Origin of the sequence: Amycolatopsis sp. M39, from assembly GCF_001651785.1 — a bacterium.
Taxonomy (GTDB): domain Bacteria; phylum Actinomycetota; class Actinomycetes; order Mycobacteriales; family Pseudonocardiaceae; genus Amycolatopsis; species Amycolatopsis rubida.
Genome location: NZ_LWSF01000022.1, coordinates 75,543 through 98,546, shown reverse-complemented (window position 1 = coordinate 98,546; position 23,004 = coordinate 75,543). Strand labels below are relative to the sequence as shown.

Sequence of the window (23,004 nt, the reverse complement as noted above, 5' to 3'; positions counted from 1 at the left end):
TCGTGAGCGGCGATCCCGGTCAGAACCGGGATCGCCGCTCACGAGTTGCCGGAACAACGCCGCAGCTGGGACTTCTTCAGCTCCACATCCGGCCAGCCCCGGAAATCCGACGGCGCGGTGACGGTGCTGGTGCAGCCCATCACCTCGCCGTCGAGTTCGTACACCTCCGCTACCACCGGAGCCGCCTGGCAGCGCGGCGTGCCGGACACCGCCTTCGGGCATTCGTGCCGGACGACGATCACGTCCGGACGGCCGTCCTGGCTCACGTCGTAGAGCGACAGCGAGCCGGCGTCAGAGAAATACGGCTTGCCGTAGTCGCGCCACACCCCGCCGGACTCGGTGAGCAGTTCGCCGTACGAACCGCCGGCCGCGTCGCCGCGGATCAGGCACGCGGCGGTGGACCCGTCGATACAGCGCAGGGAAGTCGCCGTCAGCTTCGCGCCCAGGTTCGTGATCGCCAGTTCGAACGGCTGCTGCCCGACCTGGACCCGGCCCGATCCGCCAGCGGCGTCCGCCAGCAACACGACCGGGGTACCGCCGACGCTCACTGCGGCCAGTTGCTTGCACGGACCGTTTCCGCAGGTCGAGGACGGTCCTTCCACCGGAGCCGCCGCGGGCTCGCGCGGTGCCATGGTCACCGCGTTGTCCGGCTTCGGGCGCAGCACGACGACCACGACGAGCGCCGCCGCCGTGACCACCGCCGCGAGAACGGCGGTAAGCAGCGCGGATCGCGGGACGCGCTTCGGCCAAGTCCGCATATCCGAGACTGTAAGCGACCTTGCACACCGTGTCCGTCTATGTTGTCGGAGTGACGAACCCCAATCTGCCCCCGGCCCTTTACCTGCCGACCGGCCCCACCGGCCCGACCACCGACGGCCAGACCGGAGCCAACGTCGAACTGCGCCGCACCCCCGACGGCCGCACCGCGCTGGTCGCGTTCACCGCGCTCGACCGGCTCGTCGACTGCTGCGGCGAGCACCAGCCGTGGATCCTGGTCAACACCGAAAACCTGGCGCTGGTGCACCAGGTCAACCCCTACGACGTCATCGTGCTCGACTCCGAACTACCGGCGCGACTGCGGCATCAGGCTCCGGCCGGACGGGTATAAACAGGACCGAACTGGGTGGTCCACCTCTCAATCCAGGCCCTGCCTGGGTCCGTAGACTCCCGGTTGACCAGCAGCGCGGCGACGGGCACGGGAGGTATGTGGTGAGCGAGCAGGACACCGCGAGCACAGGCGGTCCGGTGACCAAGATCCTGGTCGCGAACCGGGGCGAGATCGCGGTTCGCGTGATCCGGGCCGCGAAGGACGCGGGCCTGCAGAGCGTGGCCGTGTACGCGGACCCGGACCGCGACGCTCCGCACGTGCGTCTCGCCGACGAAGCGTTCGCCCTCGGCGGGAACACCGCGGCCGAGAGCTACCTCGCGATCGACAAGATCCTCGACGCCGCCAAGCGGTCCGGTGCCGATTCGGTCCACCCCGGCTACGGCTTCCTTTCCGAGAACGCCGAGTTCGCCCAAGCCGTCCTCGACGCGGGCCTGACCTGGATCGGACCGAGCCCGCAGTCGATCCGCGACCTCGGCGACAAGGTGACCGCGCGGCACATCGCGACGCGCGCGGGCGCGCCGCTGGTGCCCGGCACCAAGGAGCCGGTCAAGGACGCCGGCGAGATCATCGCGTTCGCCGACGAGCACGGCCTGCCGGTCGCGATCAAGGCGGCGTTCGGCGGCGGCGGCCGCGGCCTGAAGGTCGCCCGCACCCGCGAAGAAATCCCTGAGCTGTTCGAGTCCGCGACGCGCGAGGCGGTGGCCGCGTTCGGTCGCGGCGAGTGCTTCGTGGAGCGCTACCTGGACAAGCCGCGGCACGTCGAGGCGCAGGTGCTGGCCGACCAGCACGGCAACGCGATCGTCGTGGGCACCCGTGACTGCTCGCTGCAGCGCCGCCACCAGAAGCTGGTGGAAGAGGCTCCCGCGCCGTACCTGTCCGACGACCAGCGCGCCCGGATCCACGAGTCCGCCAAGGCCATCTGCAAGGAAGCCGGCTACTACGGCGCGGGCACCGTCGAGTACCTCGTCGCGACCGACGGCACCATTTCCTTCCTCGAGGTGAACACCCGGCTGCAGGTCGAGCACCCGGTCTCGGAGGAGACCACCGGCCTCGACCTGGTCCGCGAGATGTTCCGCATCGCCCGCGGCGAGAAGCTCCGGATCACCGAGGACCCGACGCCGCGCGGCCACTCGATCGAGTTCCGCATCAACGGCGAGGACGCCGGCCGCGGCTTCCTGCCCGCGCCGGGCACGGTGACCAAGTTCGTCGCCCCGTCCGGGCCGGGCGTGCGCGTCGACTCCGGCGTCGAATCCGGCAGCGTGATCGGCGGCCAGTTCGACTCGATGCTCGCCAAGCTCATCGTCACCGGTTCGGACCGGGCGAACGCGCTGGAGCGCAGCCGTCGCGCGCTGGCCGAGTTCAAGGTCGAGGGCATGGCGACGGTGCTGCCGTTCGACCGCGTGATCGTGAACGACCCGGCGTTCATCGGCGACGAAACCGGCTTCAGCGTGCACACCCGCTGGATCGAGACCGAGTTCGACAACCAGATCGAGCCGTTCACCGCGCCCGAGGTCGAGGCCGAGGAGGAGACGCCGCGGCAGAACGTCGTGGTCGAGGTCGGCGGACGCCGGCTCGAGGTGTCGCTGCCGGGCGGGTTCGCCCTCGAAGGCGGCGGTGCGCCCGCGGCGACGAAAGCCAAGCCGCGCAAGCGGGCAGGCGGCGCGAAGGCAGCGGTGAGTGGCGACGCGGTCACCGCGCCGATGCAGGGCACCATCGTGAAGATCGCGGTCGAGGAAGGCCAGCACGTCGAAGCGGGCGAGCTGATCGTGGTGCTCGAAGCGATGAAGATGGAAAACCCGGTAACCGCGCACAAAGCGGGCACGGTCACCGGGCTTTCGGTCGAGATCGGCTCCGCGGTCACGCAGGGAACGCAACTCTTGGAGCTCAAGGACTGAAGTTGTGCCGAATGTCGTGGGTGCCGCGCGCTCGCGCGGCCTACCATCGACTACGTGACTGAGGTTCCGTCTCCGCAGCTGCGGATCAGCGACCAGGAGCGAGAGTCCGCGCTGCATGCGCTCGGTGAGCACATGAGCGCGGGGCGGATCGACATCGACGAGTTCGACGAACGTTCCGCCCGGATCACCGCGGCCAAAACCCGGGGCGAGCTGGGCGAGTTGTTCACCGACCTTCCGGTGCCGCATCCGGTGTTCGGCGCGGGCGCGACCGCCGCGCCCGAACCGGCGGTGGCACCACCGCCGATGTCCGTGCCGCAGCCCGCCGCGTCCGGCGAGGTGGCCGCCCGGCAGCCGGACTGGTCGGCTGGGCAACGCGCTGCCGCCGCCTTGGTTCCGCTGGTGTGGATCGCGGCGATCGCCCTGATCGCCACCGGAGCCGCGGGATGGCCGGTGATCTTCGCGCCGATCGCGCTCACCGCGGTCGGCCGCGCGCTCTGGGGCAGGGGTTTCGAACACCATGACCATCACCACCGCCACGACCGGCATCGGGAACGCCGTGAGGAGTTCCGCGCGATGCGTGACGAGCACCGGCGGCAGCGCCGGCTGGACCGCTGAAGCGGACCATGGCTGACCTGCGGCTGAGCGACGCCGAACGACAGGACGCGCTCGACGTCCTCTCCGAGCACGTCCGCACTGGACGCCTCGACATCGACGAGTACGGCAGCCGCTCGGCGAAGGTCACGTCAGCCAAGCTGGTCAGCGAACTGGTGCCGCTGTTCGACGACTTGCCTTCGCCGCGACCGAGCGCGTTGCTGGCCACGGCCCGGCCGGAACCGGTCGTGCCCGCGGGCAACGGCAAGCTGGGCGCGTTCGTGTGGCGGTATTCGGTGCCGCTTTCCATCGCCTTGGCGGTCGTCGTGCTCATCGTGACGCGCGGACGGTTGCTGATCGTGTTCGCGCTGCCGTTGCTGCTGATCCTGTTCAGCGGATGGCGGCGGCGCTGAGCCCGCCGGAACGCGCGCCGCGGCCGAGCCCGATAATGGGGCTGCGGCCGGGTTCGGTCGATCCGAAGACCGAACGACGGGCGGGCCCGATGTTCGCCGGGGTCGGGATTCTGGCACTCGCGGTGTGCACGATCGTCGCCGCCGGTCAGCCGCACGGCGATCCCGCGCAATGGCGCACCACGCTGCTTCTCGCCGCGGCGAGCGGACTGTGGCTGCTGGTGCTGATCCCGGTCTTCCCGCGGCGCACCCGGAAACCGTGGCTGGCCATCGGATTCTTCATTGTGCTGCTGGCCAGCGCGACCCTGCTCACCTCGCGGCTGGATCCGTTCACCGCCTTCGCCTCGATCGGTTACCCGATCGCGTTCGTGTTGTTCCCGACGCGCTGGAGCATCTTCGCGGCGGCCGCGACCGCAGTGGTTCCGTTGCTGGCCAAGGGCATTTGGCAACCTTCACCGCCATGGATCACCGCGGTGTCGATCGTCGGGCCGATCCTGTACGCGGCGTGGTTCGTCGGCGCGGAAAACGAGCAACGCCGTCGCACCAACGAAAAACTCGCGCAATCGAACGCGCAGCTGGAAACGGCCTTAACGGAGAACGCGGCACTGCACGCGCAATTGCTCACCCAAGCCCGCGAGGCAGGCGTGTTCGACGAGCGACAGCGCATGGCTCGCGAAATTCACGACACTGTCGCCCAGGGGTTGACCGGCATCGTCACCCAGTTGCAGGCCGCCGACCGGGCCACCGAAGCCGCGGATCGGCAACGGCACCTCGACCACGTGCACACGCTGGCGAAAGACAGCCTCACCGAGGCGCGCCGAGCGGTTCAAGCGTTGCGACCGGAACCGCTGGCGGACTCACACCTGCCGGAAGCGTTGGCGGGCTTGGCGAATCGAGTGTCCGGCACCTCCGGTGCCAAGGTGACCGCCGCAGTCGAAGGCGATGCCCGGCCGTTGCTGCCCGAGCTGGAGGTGGCGCTGTACCGGGTGGCACAGGAAGCCTTGGCCAACGCGGAAAAACACGCACACGCCGACCGGATCGGCATCACGCTCACCTACACGAGCGACCTGGTCATGCTCGACATCCGGGACGACGGAAGAGGTTTCGCCCCCGGCGACCGCGGCGAAGGCACCGGTTTCGGCCTGGAAGCCATGCGTCAGCGGGTGCAACGGGTGGCGGGTTCACTGACTGTCGAGTCCGCGCGAGGGGAAGGGACCGCCGTGCACGCGGAGTTCCCGGCGATCCCTTCGCCCGGTTCGGCGTGACTCGGTTTGGCGGGTTTTTCCCCCTGCGTCCGCCCGGTCGTGACGCGGCGCTCAGCTGTTTCCCACCTCCGGACGACTAGGCTCGAATTGTGGAACCCGTGGAAATCAACGCGGGCGCGTACTACCTGCGTCAGCTGCGCGCGGACCGGCATCTCGACGACCGGCCCGCGCTGATGGAGGCGTTCGCGGACCCGCGGCATCGGCGGTACGTGCTGAACTACCGGTTGCGCACCCCCGACGAAGCCACCGAGTACGTGACGCTGCGCGCCGCACAGTGGGCGTGCGACGAGCGCTGCTCATGGGCCGTGGCCGAACCGGCGACTGGCCGCCTGCTCGGCGAAGTGGGGCTGCGCGATCTGGACCTCGACTTCGGCACCGCCGAAGCGTCCGTGTGGACGCATCCGGCCGAACGGGGCAAAGGCATTGCGGCAGTAGCGCTTTCGGCCGCGATCCAGTTCGGATTCGCCCGCTTGGGGCTGCACGAGATCGCTTACCGGCACGACGAAAGCAACACCGCGTCCGAGGTGGTGGCGCGCCGCGCCGGGTTCAGCCGGGTCGGGGCGGAGGAGCGGCCCTCGCCTAGCGGGGAAAAGCTCATCAGGTGGGTGCTCAAGCCCTCGTGAGTGTTTACGCCGGTCCGCACCGGCGTAAACACTCACGACCTCTCAGCTGACCGGTTCGATCAACCCGGCCCGAGCCTCCGGAGCAGCGGCCCGCAACGCATCCGCCGACTCGTCCGTCGGCTGCAGCTGCGAATCCCGCTCCGCCTCGACCCGCGCCCGATAGACCTCGACCTCGCGCTTGGCCGCCTCCTCCGACCAGCCCAGCACGCCGGCCACCAGGTGGGCGACCTGCTCGGCGCAGTCGACGCCGCGGTGGGCGTACTCGATGGAGATCCGCGTACGCCGGGCGAGGACGTCCTCCAGGTGCAGCGCACCCTCGTGGCTGGCCGCGTACACGACCTCCACGCCGAGGTAGTCCGGTGCCGACTCGATCGGCTTGAGCAGCTCCGGCCGGTCCGCCGCGAGTGCCAGCACCTCGTGCACCAGCGAGCCGTAGCGGTCGAGCAGGTGCCGCACGCGGTACGGGTGCAGTCCGTGCTCCGCGGCCAGGTGGTCGGCCTGGTTGACCAGCGCGTGGTAGCCGTCCGCGCCGAGCAGCGGGACCTTGTCGGTGATGGACGACGGCGGGCGGCCCGGCAGGTCGACCACCGCGGCGTCGACGGCGTCGGCCGCCATCACCCGGTACGTCGTGTACTTGCCGCCCGCGATCGCGACCAGACCCGGCGCGACCCGCGCGACCGCGTGCTCGCGCGACAGCTTCGACGTCTCTTCGCTCTCGCCGGCCAGCAGCGGACGAAGACCCGCATACACGCCTTCGATGTCGTCGTGCGTCAACGGCGTCGCGAGCACCGAGTTCACGTGTTCGAGCAGGTAGTCGATGTCGTGCTTGGTGGCTGCCGGGTGCGCGAGGTCGAGGTTCCAGTCGGTGTCGGTGGTGCCGACGATCCAGTGGTTGCGCCACGGGATGACGAACAGCACCGACTTCTCGGTGCGCAGGATCATCCCCGACTCCGACACGATCCGGTCGCGCGGAACCACGATGTGCACGCCCTTGCTGGCGCGCACGCGGAAGCGGCCACGGCCGCCGGAGAGCCGCTGCAGTTCATCGGTCCACACGCCGGTGCAGTTGACCACCGCGCCGGCGTGGATCTCGGTCTCGCGGCCGTCCTCGACGTCGCGCACGCGCACGCCGGAAATCCGGTCCGCCTCGTGCAGGAAGCCGACGACCTGGGTGGAGGTCCGGACCACCGCGCCGTAATGCGCCGCGGTGCGCGCGACGGTCATCGTGTGCCGGGCGTCGTCCGACTGCGCGTCGTAATACCGGATGCCGCCGATCAGCGCCGACCGCTTGAGCGCGGGGACCATCCGGAGGGCACCCGCGCGGGTGAGATGTTTCTGGCCCGGCACCGACCGGGCACCGCCCATCGTGTCGTACATCAGCAGCCCGGCGGCGGTGTACGGACGCTCCCAGATCCGGTGCGTCAGCGGGTACAGGAAGCTCACCGGCTTCACCAGGTGCGGCGCGATCTTCGTCAGCATCAGCTCGCGCTCGTGCAACGCTTCGCGCACCAGGCCGAACTCGAGCTGTTCGAGATACCGCAGGCCGCCGTGGAAGAGCTTGCTGGACCGGCTCGACGTGCCGGATGCCAGGTCGCGGGCCTCGACGAGAGCCACCCGCAGGCCGCGGGTCGCCGCGTCGAGCGCGGTGCCCGCGCCGACGACGCCGCCGCCGATCACGACCAGGTCGAAGGTCTCGTCGCCGAAGCGCCGCCAGGATTCCTCCCGGCCCGCCGGACCCAGCCGGGCCGGGTCGCTGCCGCTGTGCGGATTCGTCACCACTCGTTCCTCCTCGTGCTCCACCTTCCCCAGCATCGCACGCTTGCGTGATCGTCTGCTGACCCCGAGGTGACACGTGTGGCGGAACCCATGACGATCATGGTCACATTGCTTCGCCCGGCTTATGGATTGCGCGCGTACGCACCGGTAACGTGCCGCGGACTGGGGTCGGCGACGGGGCTGTGGCCGGACGTGATCGGCCCTGCACAGACTGTCCAGTGTGGAGGTGCGGGAAGCGTGAGTCTGAGTCCGGGCGCGATCATCGTCTGGGAGCTGCTGGGGACAGCGGTGCTCCTGTTGCTGGGCAACGGCGTGGTCGCCAACGTCGTGCTGCGCAAGAACAACGGCTTTCAAGCCGGAACCCTGTTCATCACTTTCGGGTGGGCTTTCGGCGTGTTCGCCGGGGCCAGCATCGCCGCGCCGACCGGTGCGCACCTGAACCCGGCGGTCACGCTCGGCCTGGCCATTTCGGGCAAGGTTTCGTGGGCGGACGTGCCGTTCTATCTGATCGGCGAAATGCTCGGCGCGATTCTCGGCGCCGTGCTGTGCTGGCTGACCTACAAACTGCAGTTCGACGACCATCCGAATCCGGAGGAGACGCTCGGCATTTTCTCCACCGCCCCGCAGATCCGGAACAAGGCGTGGAACCTGGTGACCGAGATCATCGGCACCTTCGTGCTGGTCGGCTGGATCCTGCTGACCCCGGCGTTCAAGACCGCCGCGGACGGGACGCCGACCTTCGGCAACACCGCGCTGGGCTATGCCGGGGTGTCGTTCATCGTGCTGGTGGTCGGCATCTCTCTCGGCGGGCCGACCGGCTACGCCATCAACCCGGCCCGCGACCTCGGCCCGCGGATCGCGTACGCGTTCCTGCTGCCGATCAAGGGCAAGCGCGACCCGGACTGGAACTACTCGTGGGTGCCGGTCCTCGGTCCGCTCGTCGGCGCCGCGCTGGCGGCGCTGGTGTACCTGGCCGTGCACAACCTGACCTGACCCAGCTTTCCGGAGGGAATCCATGACTTCGTATGTCGCCGCGATCGACCAGGGCACCACGTCGACGCGTTGCATGATCTTCGACCACTCCGGCCGTGTCGTCGCGGTCGACCAGCGCGAGCACGAGCAGATCTTCCCGAAGGCGGGCTGGGTCGAGCACAACGCCGAGGAAATCTGGGAAAACACCCGCGCCGTCGCGGCGGGCGCGCTCGCCAAGGCCGACCTGCGGCCGACCGACATCGCCGCGGTGGGCATCACCAACCAGCGCGAGACGGCGCTCGTGTGGGACCGCAACACCGGAAAGCCGGTGTACAACGCGATTGTCTGGCAGGACACCCGCACCGACAAGATCGCCGGCGAACTGGGGGCGCTCGGCGGCGGCCAGGAGCGCTACCGATCGAAGACCGGCCTCCCGCTCGCGACGTACTTCTCCGGCCCGAAGATCAAGTGGATCCTCGACAACGTCGAGGGCGCGCGGGCCAGAGCCGAGGCGGGCGATCTGGTGTTCGGCAACATGGACACCTGGGTGCTGTGGAACATGACCGGCGGCACCGACGGCGGCGTGCACGTGACGGACCCGACGAACGCGTCGCGCACGCTGCTGATGGACCTCGACACCTTGCAGTGGGACGAGGACATCGCGGCGGAGATGGGGATCCCGCTGTCGATGCTGCCGGAGATCCGGTCATCGTCGGAGGTGTATGGCAAGGTCCGCCCGCGCGGAGCCCTCGCCGAAGTGCCGATCGCGGGCATCCTGGGCGACCAGCAGGCGGCGACGTTCGGCCAGGCGTGCCTTTCGCCGGGCGAGGCCAAGAACACTTACGGCACCGGCAACTTCGTGCTGCTGAACACCGGCACGGAGAAGGTAATGTCGGAAAACGGCCTGCTCACGACGGTCTGCTACAAGATCGGCTCGAACGACACGGTGTACGCACTGGAGGGTTCGGTCGCGGTCACCGGTTCGCTGGTGCAGTGGCTGCGCGACAACCTGGGGTTGATTTCGTCGGCGGCCCAGATCGAGGAATTCGCCCGGACGGTCGAGGACAACGGCGGCGCGTACTTCGTGCCCGCGTTCTCGGGCCTGTTCGCCCCGTACTGGCGCTCCGACGCCCGGGGCGCGATCGTCGGCCTGACCCGGTTCGTGAACAAGGGCCACCTCTCGCGGGCGGTGCTGGAGGCGACGGCGTTCCAGTCGCGAGAGGTGATCGACGCGATGAACGCCGACTCGGGTGTCCCGCTGAAGTCGCTGAAGGTCGACGGCGGGATGGTCGTGAACGAACTGCTGATGCAGTTCCAGGCGGACATCCTCGGCGTGCCGGTGATCCGCCCGGTGGTGAACGAGACGACCGCACTGGGCGCGGCGTACGCGGCCGGGCTGGCGGTCGGGTTCTGGGAGTCGGAGGACGACATCCGGACCAACTGGGCCAAGGACAAGCAGTGGGACCCGGCGATGGACGAGTCCCGCCGGGAGAAGGAATACCGGAACTGGAAGAAGGCGGTGACGAAGACCTTCGACTGGGTGGAGGACTGAGCCTTCCCGCAGGCTCTTCCGCGTCCGCCGCGAGGGCTTGCCGCCTGGCTGAGTGACGGGTCGTGAGGGGAGCGCTGAGGGAAGCTGATTCCCTCAGGGCTCCCCTCACGTACTTCTGGCCCAGCGCCGCCCAGCCCACCGCCACAGCGGCGCGACCCACCACCAGCTCAACTCGGCAAGACTGCGGCAGAGTCAGCCCGCTCCGCACCGCGCGACGGCCAGGTGGCCCCCGCTCAGTCCGATGGCGTGCGCCGCCTACCTCGCCTCTCAGCCAGCTCGTCCGAGCCGGTTGCGCGAGGTCCGGACGAACCTCACCCCCACCCGTCCTGAGTTCCGGACTGGGTGTTGGGTGCCATCAGCGAAAACCCCGCCCCCTGGTCGTCCACCGCGATCGCCATCCGGCCGTGCGGCGTGTCCGTCGGCGGGCTCACCACCGTGCCGCCCAGTTCCGGGATCCGCGCTGCCGACTGGTCCGCGTCGGCGGTCCAGAAGTACGTCACCCACCCAGGCGACGCCGGGCTGTCCGCGGACAACTCGCCGAGGCCGCCAACCGGCCTGCCGTCGACGTCCAGTGTCGCGTACGTGAAGCCCGGCCCGGACATGTCGCCGAAGCCATACCCGAACACATCGCCATAGAACTGCTTGGCCGCGGCGAAATCCCGGGTCATGCATTCGTTCCACGCGGGAGCCCCGGGCGTCAGCGTCGCCTGCGTGCCGGAGTGCCGGCCCGGCTGCCACAGGCCGAACGTCGCCCCGGCCGGGTCGGTCGCGATGGCCATCCGGCCTTCGGTCAGGACGTCCATCGGCGGTGCGATGACCTGTCCGCCCGCCTCGGCGATCGCGGCTGCCGTTTTGTCCGCGTCGGACACTGCCAGATACGTCGTCCACCTCGGCGGCATGCCTGCCTGCTCCGGCGGGATCTGCCCGATGCCCGCGACCGGCCTGCCCCCGATCCGCGCCATTCCGTAATAACCGGTCTCCGGGCCGCCGGATTCGACTGTCCAGCCGAGCAGCGACTCGTAGAACGTGACCGCCTTGCCGCGGTCAGGCACCATCAAGTCGCCCCAGCACGGTGTGCCCGCGGGCCACGGTTGCGTCCTGGTGATCATGCGTGCCTCCCAGAATTGTGCCAACCGCCACAGTGTCGCACCGGGGACCGGCAAAATCGGGGGCGTCTTGTTCAATGCGCGAGGTCATTGCCCGCCGTTCACCAGGTGGGCGTACACGATGATGTTGTCCACATAGCTGTGCTCGGCCCGGTCGAACGCGCCGCCGCAGGTGATCAACCGCAGTTCCGGGTCCGAAGTGTCCCCGTAGACCGCGTCGGTCGGGAAGACGTCCTTGGGCACCTGGTCCACTTTGGTCACCTCGAAGTGCGCGGTGGAGCCGTCGCGGCGGGCGATGTCGACGTCGTCTCCCGGTTTCATTTCCTTGAGCCGGTAGAAGATCCCTTTGTGCTTGTTTCCGTCGACGTGGCCAAGGACGACCGCGGGGCCGATCTCGCCGGGGGTCGGGCCGTTTTCGTACCAACCGGCCTGCAAGGGTGTGCTGACCGGCGGGACCTGGACCGAATTGTCGGGATTGAGGCCGAGCGGCACCAGGCTGGAATGCGCGTCGATGCGCGGGATGTCCAGCGAGACCGGCTCCGATTTCGGCAGGGCGGCCGACGAAACCGGCGGAACGCTGGAAGCGGGCGCCGCGGTCGTCGAGCCGACCGAGCATCCGGCCAGCAGCGCGGCGAGCGCGACGGAAGCCGCGGCAAGTGTCTTCCTGATCATCTTTCCCCCGATCCGCCCAGGCCTGGCCGCGCGAAAGCAGCCAGGCCCAGGAGACTAGTCAGCCACGCTGGCGACGACGCGCCGCGACGAGCCCGGTGCCGCCGAGGGCGAGCACGCCCATCGCGCCGGCCGCGATCGGCAGGCCGAGGTTCGACTGGTTGTCCGCGACCGGACCGTCCGTGCCGCCGGTCTGCGGCGCGCCGGACGGGACCTTGCTGACCTGCTTCGGCGCGGGCGTCGGCTTCGGGGCGGGCTTCGCGCCCAGCACGGTGAACTTCGTGGTGAGGTCGCCGCTGCCGCAGAAGAACGAAACCTTGTACGTGCCGGGCTTCACGCCGTTGCGAACAGTCGCGGTGCCCTGCGAGACAGGTGCCTTCGACGGGTCGTTCTGCGGGCCGACCGGGTGCAGCTTGCCGAACTGCAGCGCCGCCGAACTCAGGTTCTGGATCTCCGAGGCCTCGCAGCCGACCCGCACCGTGACACGGTCCCCGGCGTGGCCGGAGGACGGCAGCACCCGGATGAACGCCTTGGGCACGCCGGCGTTGCCATCCGTCGGTTCCTCGGTAGCGGGCGAGGAAGACGGTGCGCCGGCAGTGCTCGTCGCGGGCGGCGTGGTGGGCGCTTCGGCGGCGAAAGCCGGTGCGGCCGAAAGCATTCCGGCGGCGACGAGGGTGGAGAAAACAACGGTACGCTTCATGACTCTCCCCTTGATGAAAATGCGATTCCCGCCGCGAAACAACGGCGGCGAATCCGCGCCCGGCCGACAGTTCCCCCTGCGGCCCGGGCGTTTTCGTTCCGACAACAATCAAGACGTCTCCGCCCGCCGCGGGGTTGCCCTGGGAACGAAAAAACCGCCGGAAACAGTTTTCCGGCGGTTTTGGGCAAGCATGGACGATCAGCCGGCGAGGCTCCCGTCGCCCGCTTTCGCCGCGCCCCGGGGCACCCGGGACACCTGCGCGGCGGGCACGGTGAACGTCGCGTTGTACTGCTTCCCGGCGCACGTGACGGTGAGCGGATAACTGCCGGGTTTGGTGCCAGGCACCAGGTTCGCGTGCGCGTTCATCGTGGCCTTCACCCCGACCATCTCGCCGTAGAAGTACTGCGAGAACTTCAGCACGGGCGAACTGAACGCCGCCGTGCCCGCCTTGGCTCCCGGGCAGTAGGCGAGCGCGAGGTTCGGGTCAGCGCCGCGCTGGTAGGCGTTCACCCGGCCGTGCAGCACCGCGGTGTCCTGGTTCAGCTGCACCGTCACCGGATCGGGGGCCGGACCGTCCGCCGCCACCGCCGGGACCGCTGTCCCGGCCGATCCGATCGCCGCCGCCACCGCGAAAATCGCGCTCTTGCGCACCCTCGTTCCTTCCCCGTGCCACCCGTGTTCACCCCGCAAGACGCGGTGTGCGGCACGCGGTTGCCCGGACGCGAAAAATTAGTCCAGATCGTCGTGCCGCATGAGCTGGCGGCCCGCTTCGGTGATCGATCCGGACAGCGACGGGTACACCGAGAAGGTCAGCGCCAGGTGGTCCACCGTCAGCTGGTTCTGCACGGCCAGTGCGATCGGCAGGATCAGCTCGCTCGCCGAAGGCGCGACCACGACGCCGCCGACCACCACACCGGTGGCAGGACGGCAGAACAGCTTCACGAAACCTCGGCGCAGGCCTTCCATCTTCGCGCGCGCGTTGGTCGCCAACGGGAGCATGATCGTGCGCGCGGGCACCTCGCCCGAGTCGATCGCCTGCTGGCTGATGCCGACGGTCGCGATTTCCGGGTGGGTGAACACGTTCGCCGCGACAGTCTTGAGCTTGATCGGCGCGACGCCCTCACCCAGCGCGTGCCACATCGCGATGCGGCCCTGCATGCTCGCCACGGACGCCAGCATCAGCACGCCGGTGCAGTCGCCCGCCGCGTACACGCCGGGGACGCTCGTGCGCGACACCCGGTCCACCGCGATGAAGCCGCCGGGGCCGGGTTCGATGCCGACGCGGTCGAGACCGATGTCCGCGGTGTTCGGGATGGACCCGACGGTCATCAGCGCGTGGCTTGCCTCGATCACGCGACCGTCGGCCAGGTGAACTTCGACGCCCTTCTCGGTGCGCTCGACGCGTTCCGCACGGGCCTGCTTGGCCACCGTGGTGCCGCGCTGGGTGAAGACCTCTTCGAGCACCGCGGCGGCATCGGCGTCCTCGTGCGGCAGCACGCGGTCCCGGCTGGACACGACGGTGACCTTCACGCCCATCTCGGTGTACGCGGACGCGAACTCGGCACCCGTGACGCCGGATCCGATCACCGCGAGGTGTTCGGGCAGCTCAGTGAGGTCGTACAGCTGCCGCCAGTCCAGGATCCGCTCGCCGTCCGGCACCGCGCCGGGCAGCACGCGCGGGGTGGCCCCGGTGGCGATCAGCACGACGTCGGCGGACAGCGATTCGACCGTCCCTTCGGCGTGCGTGATCTCCACCGTGTGCGTGGCCAGACCGGGCTCGTCGTCGGCGAACCGGGCTTCGGCGGTGATCACGCGAACGCCCTCGCGCTGCACGCGGGCGCGAATGTCGGCCGACTGCGCGAGCGCCAGGCCTTTCACGCGACCGTGGACAGTCGGCAGATCGACGGTGGTGTCCGCGAGATCGGTGTTGATGCCGAGTTCGCCGAGGTCGTGCATCTTCGCGAGCGCACCGGACGACGCGATGAACGTCTTCGAGGGCACGCAGTCGTAGAGGACACAGGCACCGCCCAGGCCGTCCCGCTCGACGATCGTCACGTCGGCGCCGTGCTGCGCCGCGACCAAGGCGGCTTCGTAGCCCGCCGGGCCGCCACCCATGATCACGATCCTGGTCACCGGGGTCCTCCTAGGTACGCGTGCTTGGCGGTGGTCCTGACCCTACGCGGCGAACCTGACCGGCAAGCGAAGTGCCCGGACACGGCATGTGCATCCCATCGTGCGAAGGACGGGTCGCTAGGCTGTGCCGCGTGCCGTTGTATGCCGCTTACGGATCCAACATGGAGCCCGCCCAGATGCTGGAGCGCGCCCCGCACTCGCCCATGGCGGGCACCGGCTGGCTGGAAGGCTGGCGGCTGACCTTCGGCGGCGAGGACATCGGGTGGGAAGGCGCGCTGGCCACCATCGTCGAGGACCCGTCTTCGCGGGTGTTCGTGGTGCTCTACGACGTGACCGGGCTCGACGAGGAACGGCTCGACCGCTGGGAAGGCGGCGAGCTGGGGATGCACACGAAGATCCGGCTGCGGGTCCAGACGATGGACGGGTCGACGGTGGCCTGGCTCTACGTCCTGGACGCCTACGAGGGCGGGCTGCCCTCGGCGAGGTATCTCGGGGTGCTGGCGGACGCCGCGGAGGCGGCTGGGGCCCCGGTGGATTACGTGGACGATCTGCGCACCCGGCCGTGCACCGGGATCAGCGGCTGACGCTCGCTCCGGCTTACTGCCGGTGAAGGGCTCCTTGAGGGAGCCTGATCCCCTCAAGGCGCCCTTCACCGGCTTTCAGCCGTTCGAGAGGCGAAGCAAACCGGTGGCCTCGACCTCGCCCGAGACGGCCCAGAACGCTCGCTTCCGGAGTCATCCACACTCGCCGCGGCCGGGGGCCGAAAGTTGTCCCCAACGGCACCACCCTGTGGATAACTCCATGCGACGAGGTGCTCCACCCGCTGACCGGACCGCCACCCAATACCACACGGCAGAGGCTCACCCACATGGGCATCCAGCACCGCAAAGCGCAGGAAAAACAGCAGTGCGTCACCGGAAATGACAGCAGAAATCAGGTCGGCGGAGCGCCGCGGACAGCCCCGGGTTCCGCCAAAGCCGTTGCCGCGCAACACGAAATCCACTATCGGCGGCCAACGACCCACCGCCGCACCGGGGTAGCACAAAAGTCCGGAATTACTCTCGGTAAACAGGCCGCGGCAGAGGTACGACCGGTCTAGACCACGCCGGGTAACTCCTCGCTGACACCCCCGCATGAGGGGTACTTCTCACCCGCCTGAGTTATCCACATCGACGCGGTGCCTGTGGATAACTCAGGCCAGCGAGGCCAGTGCGGTGTGCACCAAAGTGCGCACTCCGACGAGCAGCGCGCGCTCGTCGAGAACGAACGTCGGGCGGTGGATGTCGGCCTGCGGAGCGGGCGGACCGGACCACACGCCGAGCCGGGCGAAGGCCCCGCTGACGTGCTCCAGGTACCAGCCGAAGTCCTCGCCGCCGGACGACTGTTCCGTCCCGGCGAGCCCCGTCTCGCCGACCGCCGCCTCGACACCAGCGCGCATCAGCGCGGTCGACTCCTCGTCGGAAACGACGGGCGGCACGCCGCGCCGGTAGTCGAGCGAGAACCCGACCCCGGTCGGGGCCAGCAGCGATTCCACCGATGACGCGACGAGCGGCTCCAGCGCCTTCCACACCTCGTGGTCGGCGGTCCGCAGCGTGCCGCGCAGGACGCCGTCCTGCGGGACCGCGTTCGCGGCCTGTCCGGCGTGCACCGCGCCCCACACCAGCACCGTGCCCGACCGCGGGTCGACGCGCCGGGACAGCACCGAGGGCAGCGACGTGATGACCGTGCCGAGCGCGTACACCAGGTCAGCGGTCAGATGCGGCCGCGAGGTGTGCCCGCCGGGCGAGGTCAGGCGCAGTTCGATCAGGTCGGCGGCGGAGGTCAGCGCGCCGACCCGGGTGCCGACCTTGCCCGCTTCGAGCCGCGGGTCGCAGTGCAGGCCGTAGATCCGCTCGACGCCCTCCAGCGCTCCCGCGGCGACCATGTCCAGCGCACCGCCGGGCATGACCTCCTCCGCGGGCTGGAAGATCAGCCGCACGCGGCCGGGCAGCTCGGGCGCACCGGCGAGGGCGCGACCGGCGCCGAGCAGGATCGCGGTGTGCGCGTCGTGGCCGCACATGTGCGCCGCGCCCTCGGTGGTGGAGGAATACGGCAGGCCGGTGTCCTCGGTCAGCGGCAACGCGTCGATGTCCGCGCGCAGCGCGACGCAGCGTTCGCCCTTGCCGATGTCGCACACCACGCCGGTGCCGCCGGGCAGCACCCACGGCTTGAGCCCGACCCGGCTCAGCAGCGAGACGATCAGCTCGGTCGTCGCGAACTCGTTGCGCGACAGCTCGGGGTGGGCATGGATGTGCCGCCGCCACGCGAGCACGTCGGTCGCGTTCGCGCGCAGCCAGTCGTCCAGCCAAAACGGGCCGCGGCCCGCGCCAAGGTCTTCCACCGGAGCCATGCTGACGCCGGCTTCGGTCAGCAGCGCGCCGGGCGCCGCGATCGGGTTGTGGTCACCTGGAACGTCCGGCCGTGAGTCCAGCACCGTCACGCCGCACCTCCTCCCGCAACACGAGCGCAGGGGAACACGCACCGTGCCGATCGATCTGTCTTACGCATTGCAGTCGATCGTGCACCATGCAGGTGGCAAGCGGCGGTGCGCCGCCGTTCGACCAAGACGGCCGGTAGCGGATCTGCGGCGAACGGCTGACGAAGTTCGGCGTGGGTGAACGCCGGAAAGCTCAGCCGCCTTGGGCCTTGCGGCGCTTGATGCGGTGGCGGCGGCCGAAGAACACGATGGCGAGCAGCACCACCGCGGCCCCGCCGGCGATGAGGTTCTTCTTCGTCTTGTCGGCGTTGGCCTTGTCGGTCTGGGACGGGTCCAGCACCGGTCCGGGCGGGGCCTGGCGGAGGACGTTCACCTGCGTGATCGCCGTCTCAGCCGCCACGGTGACCGAGGCCGGAGCCGGGGTCGCCGCGAACGCCGCCGCCGGCAGCACTCCGGTGAGCAGCACGCCGAGCAGACCGGCCAGCAGCAGTCCCCGCACCTTCGCCATGACTTCCCTTCTACGCCGTCACCGTGCATTGTGCCCGTCGAGGCGAGGACGCGTCAGCCGCCACGCGGTGGAGGCGGGCCGCTCGCCCCGTGCTGACGACCGTCGAGCGCAACAAGCCCCGGAGACGGTCGAAAGGCACTTGTGCGCACAGCGGTCTTTCTTCTTGGACGACGTTCAAGAAGACGGCTCGGTAAACGCGGCCAAGATCCGCTGCGCGGCCAGCGTGGCGGTGAGTTCTCCGTCGCGCACCGCGCGTTCCACGTCAGCGACCTGCGCGCGGACGACCGGATGCGCGGTGAGCCGGTCGAGCAGCTGCTCGCGGACCATCGACCACGTCCAGTCGACCTGCTGCCTCTTACGCCGCTCGCCAAGATCACCCGATTCGGTGAGCACCTCGCGGTGCTTCCCGATCGCCGCCCACACCTCGTCGAGGCCGCTGCCTTCGAGCCCGCTGCACGTGAGCACCGGCGGGGTCCAGAGCGCGTCCTTGCCGTAGATCATCCGCAGCGCGCCTTGCAGCTCGCGCGCGGCGCGTTTGGCGTCGCGTTCGTGCGGGCCGTCGGCCTTGTTCACGGCGATGACGTCGGCGAGTTCCAGGACGCCCTTCTTGATGCCCTGCAACTGGTCTCCGGTGCGCGCCAGGGTCAGGAAGAGGAAGCAGTCGACCATGTTCGCCACGGTCACCTCGGACTGCCCGACCCCGACCGTCTCCACCAGCACGACGTCGAAGCCGGCCGCCTCCATCAGCACGATCGTCTCGCGGGTCGCGCGGGCGACGCCGCCGAGCGTGCCGGACGTGGGCGACGGCCGGATGAACGCGTTCGGGTCGACCGCCAGCCGCGCCATCCGGGTCTTGTCGCCGAGGATCGACCCGCCGGTGCGGGTCGAGGACGGGTCGACCGCCAGCACCGCGACGCGATGCCCCTCCGAGGTGAGGTCGGTGCCGAGCTGGTCGATAAATGTCGACTTGCCGACTCCGGGCACGCCGGTGATGCCGACGCGTTTCGCGCCGCCCGCGTGCGGGAGCAGCTCGACGAGCAGCTCCTGCGCCTGCCGCCGGTGGTCCTCGCGCTGCGATTCGACCAGCGTGATGGCCTTGGACAGGGTCCCCCGGTCGCCCGCGAGCACGCCCTTGGCGTATTCGCCGACGTCGATCCGCCGCGGCAAGGTTCAGGACTCCTGCGCGGCCAGCTGCTGGAGCAGGTCGATCGCGGCGTCCGCGAGCACCGTGCCCGGGCCGAAGATCGCCGCCGCTCCCGCTTCGCGCAGCTCGGGGTAGTCCTGCGGCGGGATCACGCCGCCCACCACGACCATGATGTCCTCGCGGCCCAGCTCGGCCAGCTCGTGGCGCAGCGCGGGCACCAGCGAGAGGTGCCCGGCGGCCAGCGACGACACGCCGATCACGTGCACGTCTGCTTCCGAAGCCTGGCGCGCGACCTCGGCGGGAGTGGAGAACAGCGGGCCGACGTCGACGTCGAAGCCGAGGTCGGCGAAACCGGTGGCGATCACCTTCTGGCCGCGGTCGTGGCCGTCCTGGCCCATCTTCGCGACGAGGATGCGCGGTCGGCGGCCTTCCTCTTCAGCGAATTTGTCGACCAGTTCACGGGCCTTCTCGACATTGTCCGACTTCCCCACCTCTTCCCGGTACACGCCGGAGATCGTGCGGATCTGGCCGGAGTGACGGCCCCAGTTCTTCTCCAGGGCGTCGGAGATCTCGCCGACGGTGGCCTTGGCGCGCGCGGCGTTGATGGCCAATTCGAGCAGGTTGCCGTTGTTCTGCGCGCCTTCGGTAAGTCGGCGCAGCGCGTCTTCGGTGGCCTGCGGGTCGCGCTCTTCGCGCAGCCGACGCAGCTTCTCCAGCTGCTGTGCGCGTACGCCCTCGTTGTCGACCTTCAGGACGTCGATCTGCTCGTCGTCGGTGACCTGGTACTTGTTCACGCCGATGACGGGCTGTCGTCCCGAGTCGATGCGCGCCTGCGTACGCGCCGCTGCCTCTTCGATGCGCAGCTTCGGGATTCCTTCGTCGATCGCGCGCGCCATGCCGCCCGCGCCTTCGACTTCGGTGATGTGGCCCCACGCCTTGCGCGCGAGGTCGTAGGTGAGCTTCTCGACGAACGCGCTGCCGCCCCACGGGTCGATGACGCGCGTGGTGCCGGATTCCTGCTGCAGCAACAGCTGTGTGTTGCGCGCGATCCGTGCGGAGAAGTCGGTGGGCAGCGCCAGCGCTTCGTCGAGAGCGTTGGTGTGCAGCGACTGTGTGTGTCCCTGGGTGGCGGCCATCGCCTCGACGCACGTACGCGTGACGTTGTTGAAGACGTCCTGCGCGGTGAGCGACCAGCCTGACGTCTGAGAGTGCGTACGCAGCGACAGCGACTTCTGCGACTTCGGGTCGAACTGCTTAACCAGCTTCGCCCACAGCAAGCGCGCGGCGCGCAGCTTCGCGACCTCCATGAAGAAGTTCATGCCAATGGCCCAGAAGAACGACAGCCGCGGCGCGAACTTGTCGACGTCCAGCCCGGCCTCGACGCCCGCGCGGATGTACTCGACGCCGTCCGCGAGCGTGTACGCCAGCTCCAGGTCGGCGGTCGCTCCGGCCTCCTGCATGTGGTAACCGGAGATGGAGATCGAGTTGTACTTCGGCATGTGACGGGAGGTGTAGCCGAAGATGTCGGAGATGATCCGCATCGAGGGCCGCGGCGGGTAGATGTAGGTGTTGCGGACCATGAACTCCTTGAGGATGTCGTTCTGGATCGTCCCCGCGAGCTGCTCCGGCTTCACCCCCTGTTCCTCGGCCGCGACCACGTACAGCGCGAGCACCGGCAGCACCGCGCCGTTCATCGTCATCGAGACGGACATCTTGTCCAGCGGGATGCCGTCGAACAGCTGGCGCATGTCGTAGATCGAGTCGATCGCCACGCCTGCCATGCCGACGTCGCCGGACACCCGCGGGTGGTCGGAGTCGTAGCCGCGGTGGGTCGCGAGGTCGAACGCGACCGACAGGCCCTTCTGCCCGGCCGCGAGGTTGCGGCGGTAAAAGGCGTTCGACTCCTGCGCGGTGGAGAACCCGGCGTACTGGCGGATCGTCCACGGCTGGTTGACGTACATCGTCGGGTACGGCCCGCGCAGGTAGGGCGCGATGCCGGGGTACGTGCCCAGGAAGTCCACATCGGACAGATCGGCGGCGGTGTAGACCGGCTTCACGCCGATGCCCTCGGGGGTTTCCCAGGCCAGCGCGTCCGGGCCCTTGCCGGTGGCGTCCTGCACGGCCTGTGCCCACGCGGCACGGTCGCCCGGTTCCGGCGTGCCGAGCGGGATGTCGGCGAAATTCGGGATGCTCATGCGGAGACTCCCAGCTGTGCGTGGAGGCTGGTCAGGATTTCGAGCGCGTCGCACCCGGCGTACAGATTGCCGCTGATTCCGTCGTAGGTTCCCTTGCCCGCCAGCAGCACGCTGTCCGCGCCGAGCGACGCCGCGACGGTCGCGGCCTGCTCTTCGTACGCCGCGTCCGTGCCGCACACGCAGGCGACCTTCGCGCCGCTCTCGCGGAACGCGCCGGGCAGGTCGTCGGTCGCGCCGGGGTTCACCGCTTCGATGCCGCCCGCTTGCAGCAGGTTCGTCGCGAAGGACGCGCGCGCGGTGTGCGCGGCGACCGGGCCCAGCGTGGCCAGGAAAACCTTCGGCCGCTCACCATGCTTGGCGAGGTAGGCGTCAGACAAGTCGCGCAGCTTCTCGTACTCCTCGGCGTACCGGTGTCGCGGCAGCCCGCCGTCCACAGTGGATCGAACCGGGTCGCGGGTGACCGGCTTTTCCTCCAAATTCGGGAACTCGCTGACACCGGTGAGCGGGTCGCGCCGGGTGGCGAGGCGGCTCGCGCGCTTCTCCCAGGTCCCGGCAAGCCGTCCGGCCAACGCTCCGGAGGCCAGTTCGGCCTCGATGCCGCCCGCCGCTTCGATCGCGGTGAACTCGCGCCACGCGGTTTCGGCGAGTTCGCCGGTGAGCTTCTCGACATACCAGGAGCCGCCCGCCGGGTCGATCACGCTGCCCAGCTTCGATTCTTCGATGAGGATCGCGTTGGTGTTGCGGGCGATCCGCGAGGAAAACGCATCCGGCAGGCCGATCGCCGCGTCAAAGGGCAGCACGGTGACCGCGTCCGCGCCGCCGACCCCGGCCGCGAAACAAGCGACGGTGGTACGCAGCATGTTCACCCACGGGTCGCGCTGGGTGAACATCGACGGCGACGTGACCGCGTGCTGATGCATCCCGCGTGCTTCCGCAGCCGCACCGGAGACTTCGAGAACCCGGTCCCACAGCCGGCGCGCGGCACGGAACTTGGCGATGGTGAGGAACTGGTCCGCAGTCGCGGCGAGCCGGAACTCGATCTGCGCGGCCGCCGCCGCGACGTCCAGGCCCGCCTCGGTGAGCGCACGCAGATAAGCGACGCCAGCCGCGATGGTCGCGCCGAGTTCCTGCGCGTCGGAGCCGCCTGCCTCGTGAAACGGCAGTCCGTCGGCGACGATCGTGCGGACCTTGGGGTACTTAGGGGCAACCTTCGCGGCCAATTCGGCGGCCGGGCCGAGCGGCAGCGCCTGCCCGGTTCGCGCCGAGGTGCCGAGCGGGTCCGCGCCCAGCGTGCCAACGGCTTCGCTGGCCGGGACCTCGCGCTCAGCGAAGAGGTCGAGAAGCGCCTGAGCAGCGGTTTCGTACTCCGCACCGGCGTCGAGGACGACCGGCGCGAGTCCGACGTACACCTCGTTCAGCGCGTCCGCGAGCGCGGAAATCGGGAGCGAACCCTCGCCGAGCCGCAGCCACACCGAGGACGCGCCGCCTTCGAGATCAGCGAGGATCGCCGCGTTCGCCGCGCGGACGTCTTCGCGCTGGTGACGGACCCGGATGTCCCACCCGGTGTCGACGACGCCCTGCGGCCGGGCCCCGCGCACGAACGGCGGCAGCCCCGGAAAGCCGAGGTCGCCGCCCGCGTCGTCGGCGGTGTACAGCGGCTGGATCTCGATGCCGTCGTAGGTGCGCGAGACGAGCTTGCTCTCCGGCGCACCCGCGAAATCCTCCGGGAGCCTGCCGCTCTTGCGCAGCACTCCCGCCACCAGCTCCTGCCACTGGGCGCGGTCCGCGGTCGGGAACTCCGCCGCGAGCGCGAGCCCGGGCTCGGAAGTCGGCGCCGGCTCCGGACCAGCCACGTTCGTCATACCCAGTGATGGTAGAGCC

21 protein-coding genes are annotated in these 23,004 nt (G+C 69.6%); 9 read left to right on the top strand and 12 right to left on the bottom strand.

The window, feature by feature from the left end:
• Positions 1-38 precede the first annotated feature (38 nt).
• Complete coding sequence (locus A4R44_RS33810) at positions 39-758, bottom strand: hypothetical protein (protein WP_067589768.1); 720 nt, start codon at positions 756-758, stop codon at positions 39-41.
• A 29-nt stretch (positions 759-787) separates the two neighbouring features.
• Here A4R44_RS33810 and A4R44_RS33805 point away from each other — a divergent pair, with 29 nt between their 5' ends.
• From A4R44_RS33805 to A4R44_RS33780, 6 genes are all read left to right on the top strand, one after another.
• Entirely contained in the window at positions 788-1,108 is a 321-nt protein-coding gene (locus tag A4R44_RS33805) for an SAV_915 family protein (RefSeq protein ID WP_093575869.1), read from the top strand.
• A 101-nt stretch (positions 1,109-1,209) separates the two neighbouring features.
• A complete protein-coding gene (locus tag A4R44_RS33800) occupies positions 1,210-3,003 on the top strand; it encodes an acetyl/propionyl/methylcrotonyl-CoA carboxylase subunit alpha (protein WP_067589765.1) in 1,794 nt (597 codons plus the stop codon).
• 54 nt (positions 3,004-3,057) lie between these two features.
• Positions 3,058-3,618 (top strand): DUF1707 domain-containing protein, encoded by a 561-nt coding sequence (locus tag A4R44_RS33795; protein WP_067589762.1) that lies wholly within the window; start codon positions 3,058-3,060, stop codon positions 3,616-3,618.
• Between the two features lie 8 nt (positions 3,619-3,626).
• Positions 3,627-4,007 carry a DUF1707 domain-containing protein gene (locus A4R44_RS33790; RefSeq protein WP_067589759.1) on the top strand — a complete coding sequence of 127 codons (381 nt, stop codon included), beginning with the start codon at positions 3,627-3,629 and terminating at the stop codon, positions 4,005-4,007.
• Positions 3,992-5,269 (top strand): sensor histidine kinase, encoded by a 1,278-nt coding sequence (locus A4R44_RS33785; protein ID WP_067589756.1) that lies wholly within the window; start codon positions 3,992-3,994, stop codon positions 5,267-5,269. Before A4R44_RS33790 ends, A4R44_RS33785 begins: the two co-directional genes overlap by 16 nt.
• Positions 5,270-5,358: 89 nt before the next feature.
• Positions 5,359-5,892 carry a GNAT family N-acetyltransferase gene (locus tag A4R44_RS33780; protein WP_198545538.1) on the top strand — a complete coding sequence of 178 codons (534 nt, stop codon included), beginning with the start codon at positions 5,359-5,361 and terminating at the stop codon, positions 5,890-5,892.
• Positions 5,893-5,934: 42 nt separating this feature from the next.
• Here the strand turns inward: A4R44_RS33780 and A4R44_RS33775 are convergent, their stop codons facing one another.
• Positions 5,935-7,704 (bottom strand): glycerol-3-phosphate dehydrogenase/oxidase, encoded by a 1,770-nt coding sequence (locus A4R44_RS33775; protein WP_067589750.1) that lies wholly within the window; start codon positions 7,702-7,704, stop codon positions 5,935-5,937.
• Positions 7,705-7,911: 207 nt separating this feature from the next.
• Here A4R44_RS33775 and A4R44_RS33770 point away from each other — a divergent pair, with 207 nt between their 5' ends.
• Both A4R44_RS33770 and glpK read left to right on the top strand, forming a co-directional pair.
• Complete coding sequence (locus A4R44_RS33770) at positions 7,912-8,661, top strand: MIP/aquaporin family protein (RefSeq protein WP_067589998.1); 750 nt, start codon at positions 7,912-7,914, stop codon at positions 8,659-8,661.
• Between the two features lie 22 nt (positions 8,662-8,683).
• Positions 8,684-10,192 carry a glycerol kinase GlpK gene (gene glpK, locus A4R44_RS33765; RefSeq protein WP_067589747.1) on the top strand — a complete coding sequence of 503 codons (1,509 nt, stop codon included), beginning with the start codon at positions 8,684-8,686 and terminating at the stop codon, positions 10,190-10,192.
• Between the two features lie 311 nt (positions 10,193-10,503).
• Here glpK and A4R44_RS33760 read toward each other — a convergent pair whose 3' ends face one another.
• The 5 genes from A4R44_RS33760 to A4R44_RS33740 form a co-directional block, all read right to left on the bottom strand.
• Entirely contained in the window at positions 10,504-11,301 is a 798-nt protein-coding gene (locus A4R44_RS33760) for a VOC family protein (protein ID WP_067589744.1), read from the bottom strand.
• Between the two features lie 84 nt (positions 11,302-11,385).
• Positions 11,386-11,970 (bottom strand): class F sortase, encoded by a 585-nt coding sequence (locus A4R44_RS33755; protein WP_067589741.1) that lies wholly within the window; start codon positions 11,968-11,970, stop codon positions 11,386-11,388.
• 58 nt (positions 11,971-12,028) lie between these two features.
• Entirely contained in the window at positions 12,029-12,667 is a 639-nt protein-coding gene (locus A4R44_RS33750) for a hypothetical protein (RefSeq protein ID WP_067589738.1), read from the bottom strand.
• 198 nt (positions 12,668-12,865) lie between these two features.
• Entirely contained in the window at positions 12,866-13,318 is a 453-nt protein-coding gene (locus tag A4R44_RS33745) for a hypothetical protein (protein WP_067589735.1), read from the bottom strand.
• Positions 13,319-13,396: 78 nt separating this feature from the next.
• A complete protein-coding gene (locus A4R44_RS33740) occupies positions 13,397-14,800 on the bottom strand; it encodes an NAD(P)H-quinone dehydrogenase (protein ID WP_067589732.1) in 1,404 nt (467 codons plus the stop codon).
• A 131-nt stretch (positions 14,801-14,931) separates the two neighbouring features.
• Here A4R44_RS33740 and A4R44_RS33735 point away from each other — a divergent pair, with 131 nt between their 5' ends.
• A complete protein-coding gene (locus tag A4R44_RS33735) occupies positions 14,932-15,384 on the top strand; it encodes a gamma-glutamylcyclotransferase (RefSeq protein ID WP_198545537.1) in 453 nt (150 codons plus the stop codon).
• Positions 15,385-15,992: 608 nt separating this feature from the next.
• On the opposite strand, the gene A4R44_RS33730 is transcribed toward A4R44_RS33735, so the two are convergent.
• The 5 genes from A4R44_RS33730 to A4R44_RS33710 all read right to left on the bottom strand — a co-directional run bounded on the left by A4R44_RS33730 (position 15,993) and on the right by A4R44_RS33710 (position 22,985).
• Positions 15,993-17,279 carry an amidohydrolase gene (locus A4R44_RS33730; RefSeq protein ID WP_067589726.1) on the bottom strand — a complete coding sequence of 429 codons (1,287 nt, stop codon included), beginning with the start codon at positions 17,277-17,279 and terminating at the stop codon, positions 15,993-15,995.
• Positions 17,280-17,469: 190 nt separating this feature from the next.
• Positions 17,470-17,784, bottom strand: coding sequence for a hypothetical protein (locus tag A4R44_RS33725; protein ID WP_067589723.1), 315 nt, complete (start codon positions 17,782-17,784; stop codon positions 17,470-17,472).
• A 174-nt stretch (positions 17,785-17,958) separates the two neighbouring features.
• Positions 17,959-18,951: a methylmalonyl Co-A mutase-associated GTPase MeaB gene (gene meaB / locus A4R44_RS33720; protein ID WP_067589720.1), complete on the bottom strand. Its 993-nt coding sequence runs from the start codon at positions 18,949-18,951 to the stop codon at positions 17,959-17,961.
• Between the two features lie 3 nt (positions 18,952-18,954).
• Complete coding sequence (gene scpA / locus A4R44_RS33715; protein WP_067589718.1) at positions 18,955-21,123, bottom strand: methylmalonyl-CoA mutase; 2,169 nt, start codon at positions 21,121-21,123, stop codon at positions 18,955-18,957.
• A complete protein-coding gene (locus A4R44_RS33710) occupies positions 21,120-22,985 on the bottom strand; it encodes a methylmalonyl-CoA mutase family protein (protein ID WP_198545536.1) in 1,866 nt (621 codons plus the stop codon). The genes scpA and A4R44_RS33710 overlap by 4 nt, the downstream gene beginning before the upstream one ends.
• Positions 22,986-23,004 lie beyond the last annotated feature (19 nt).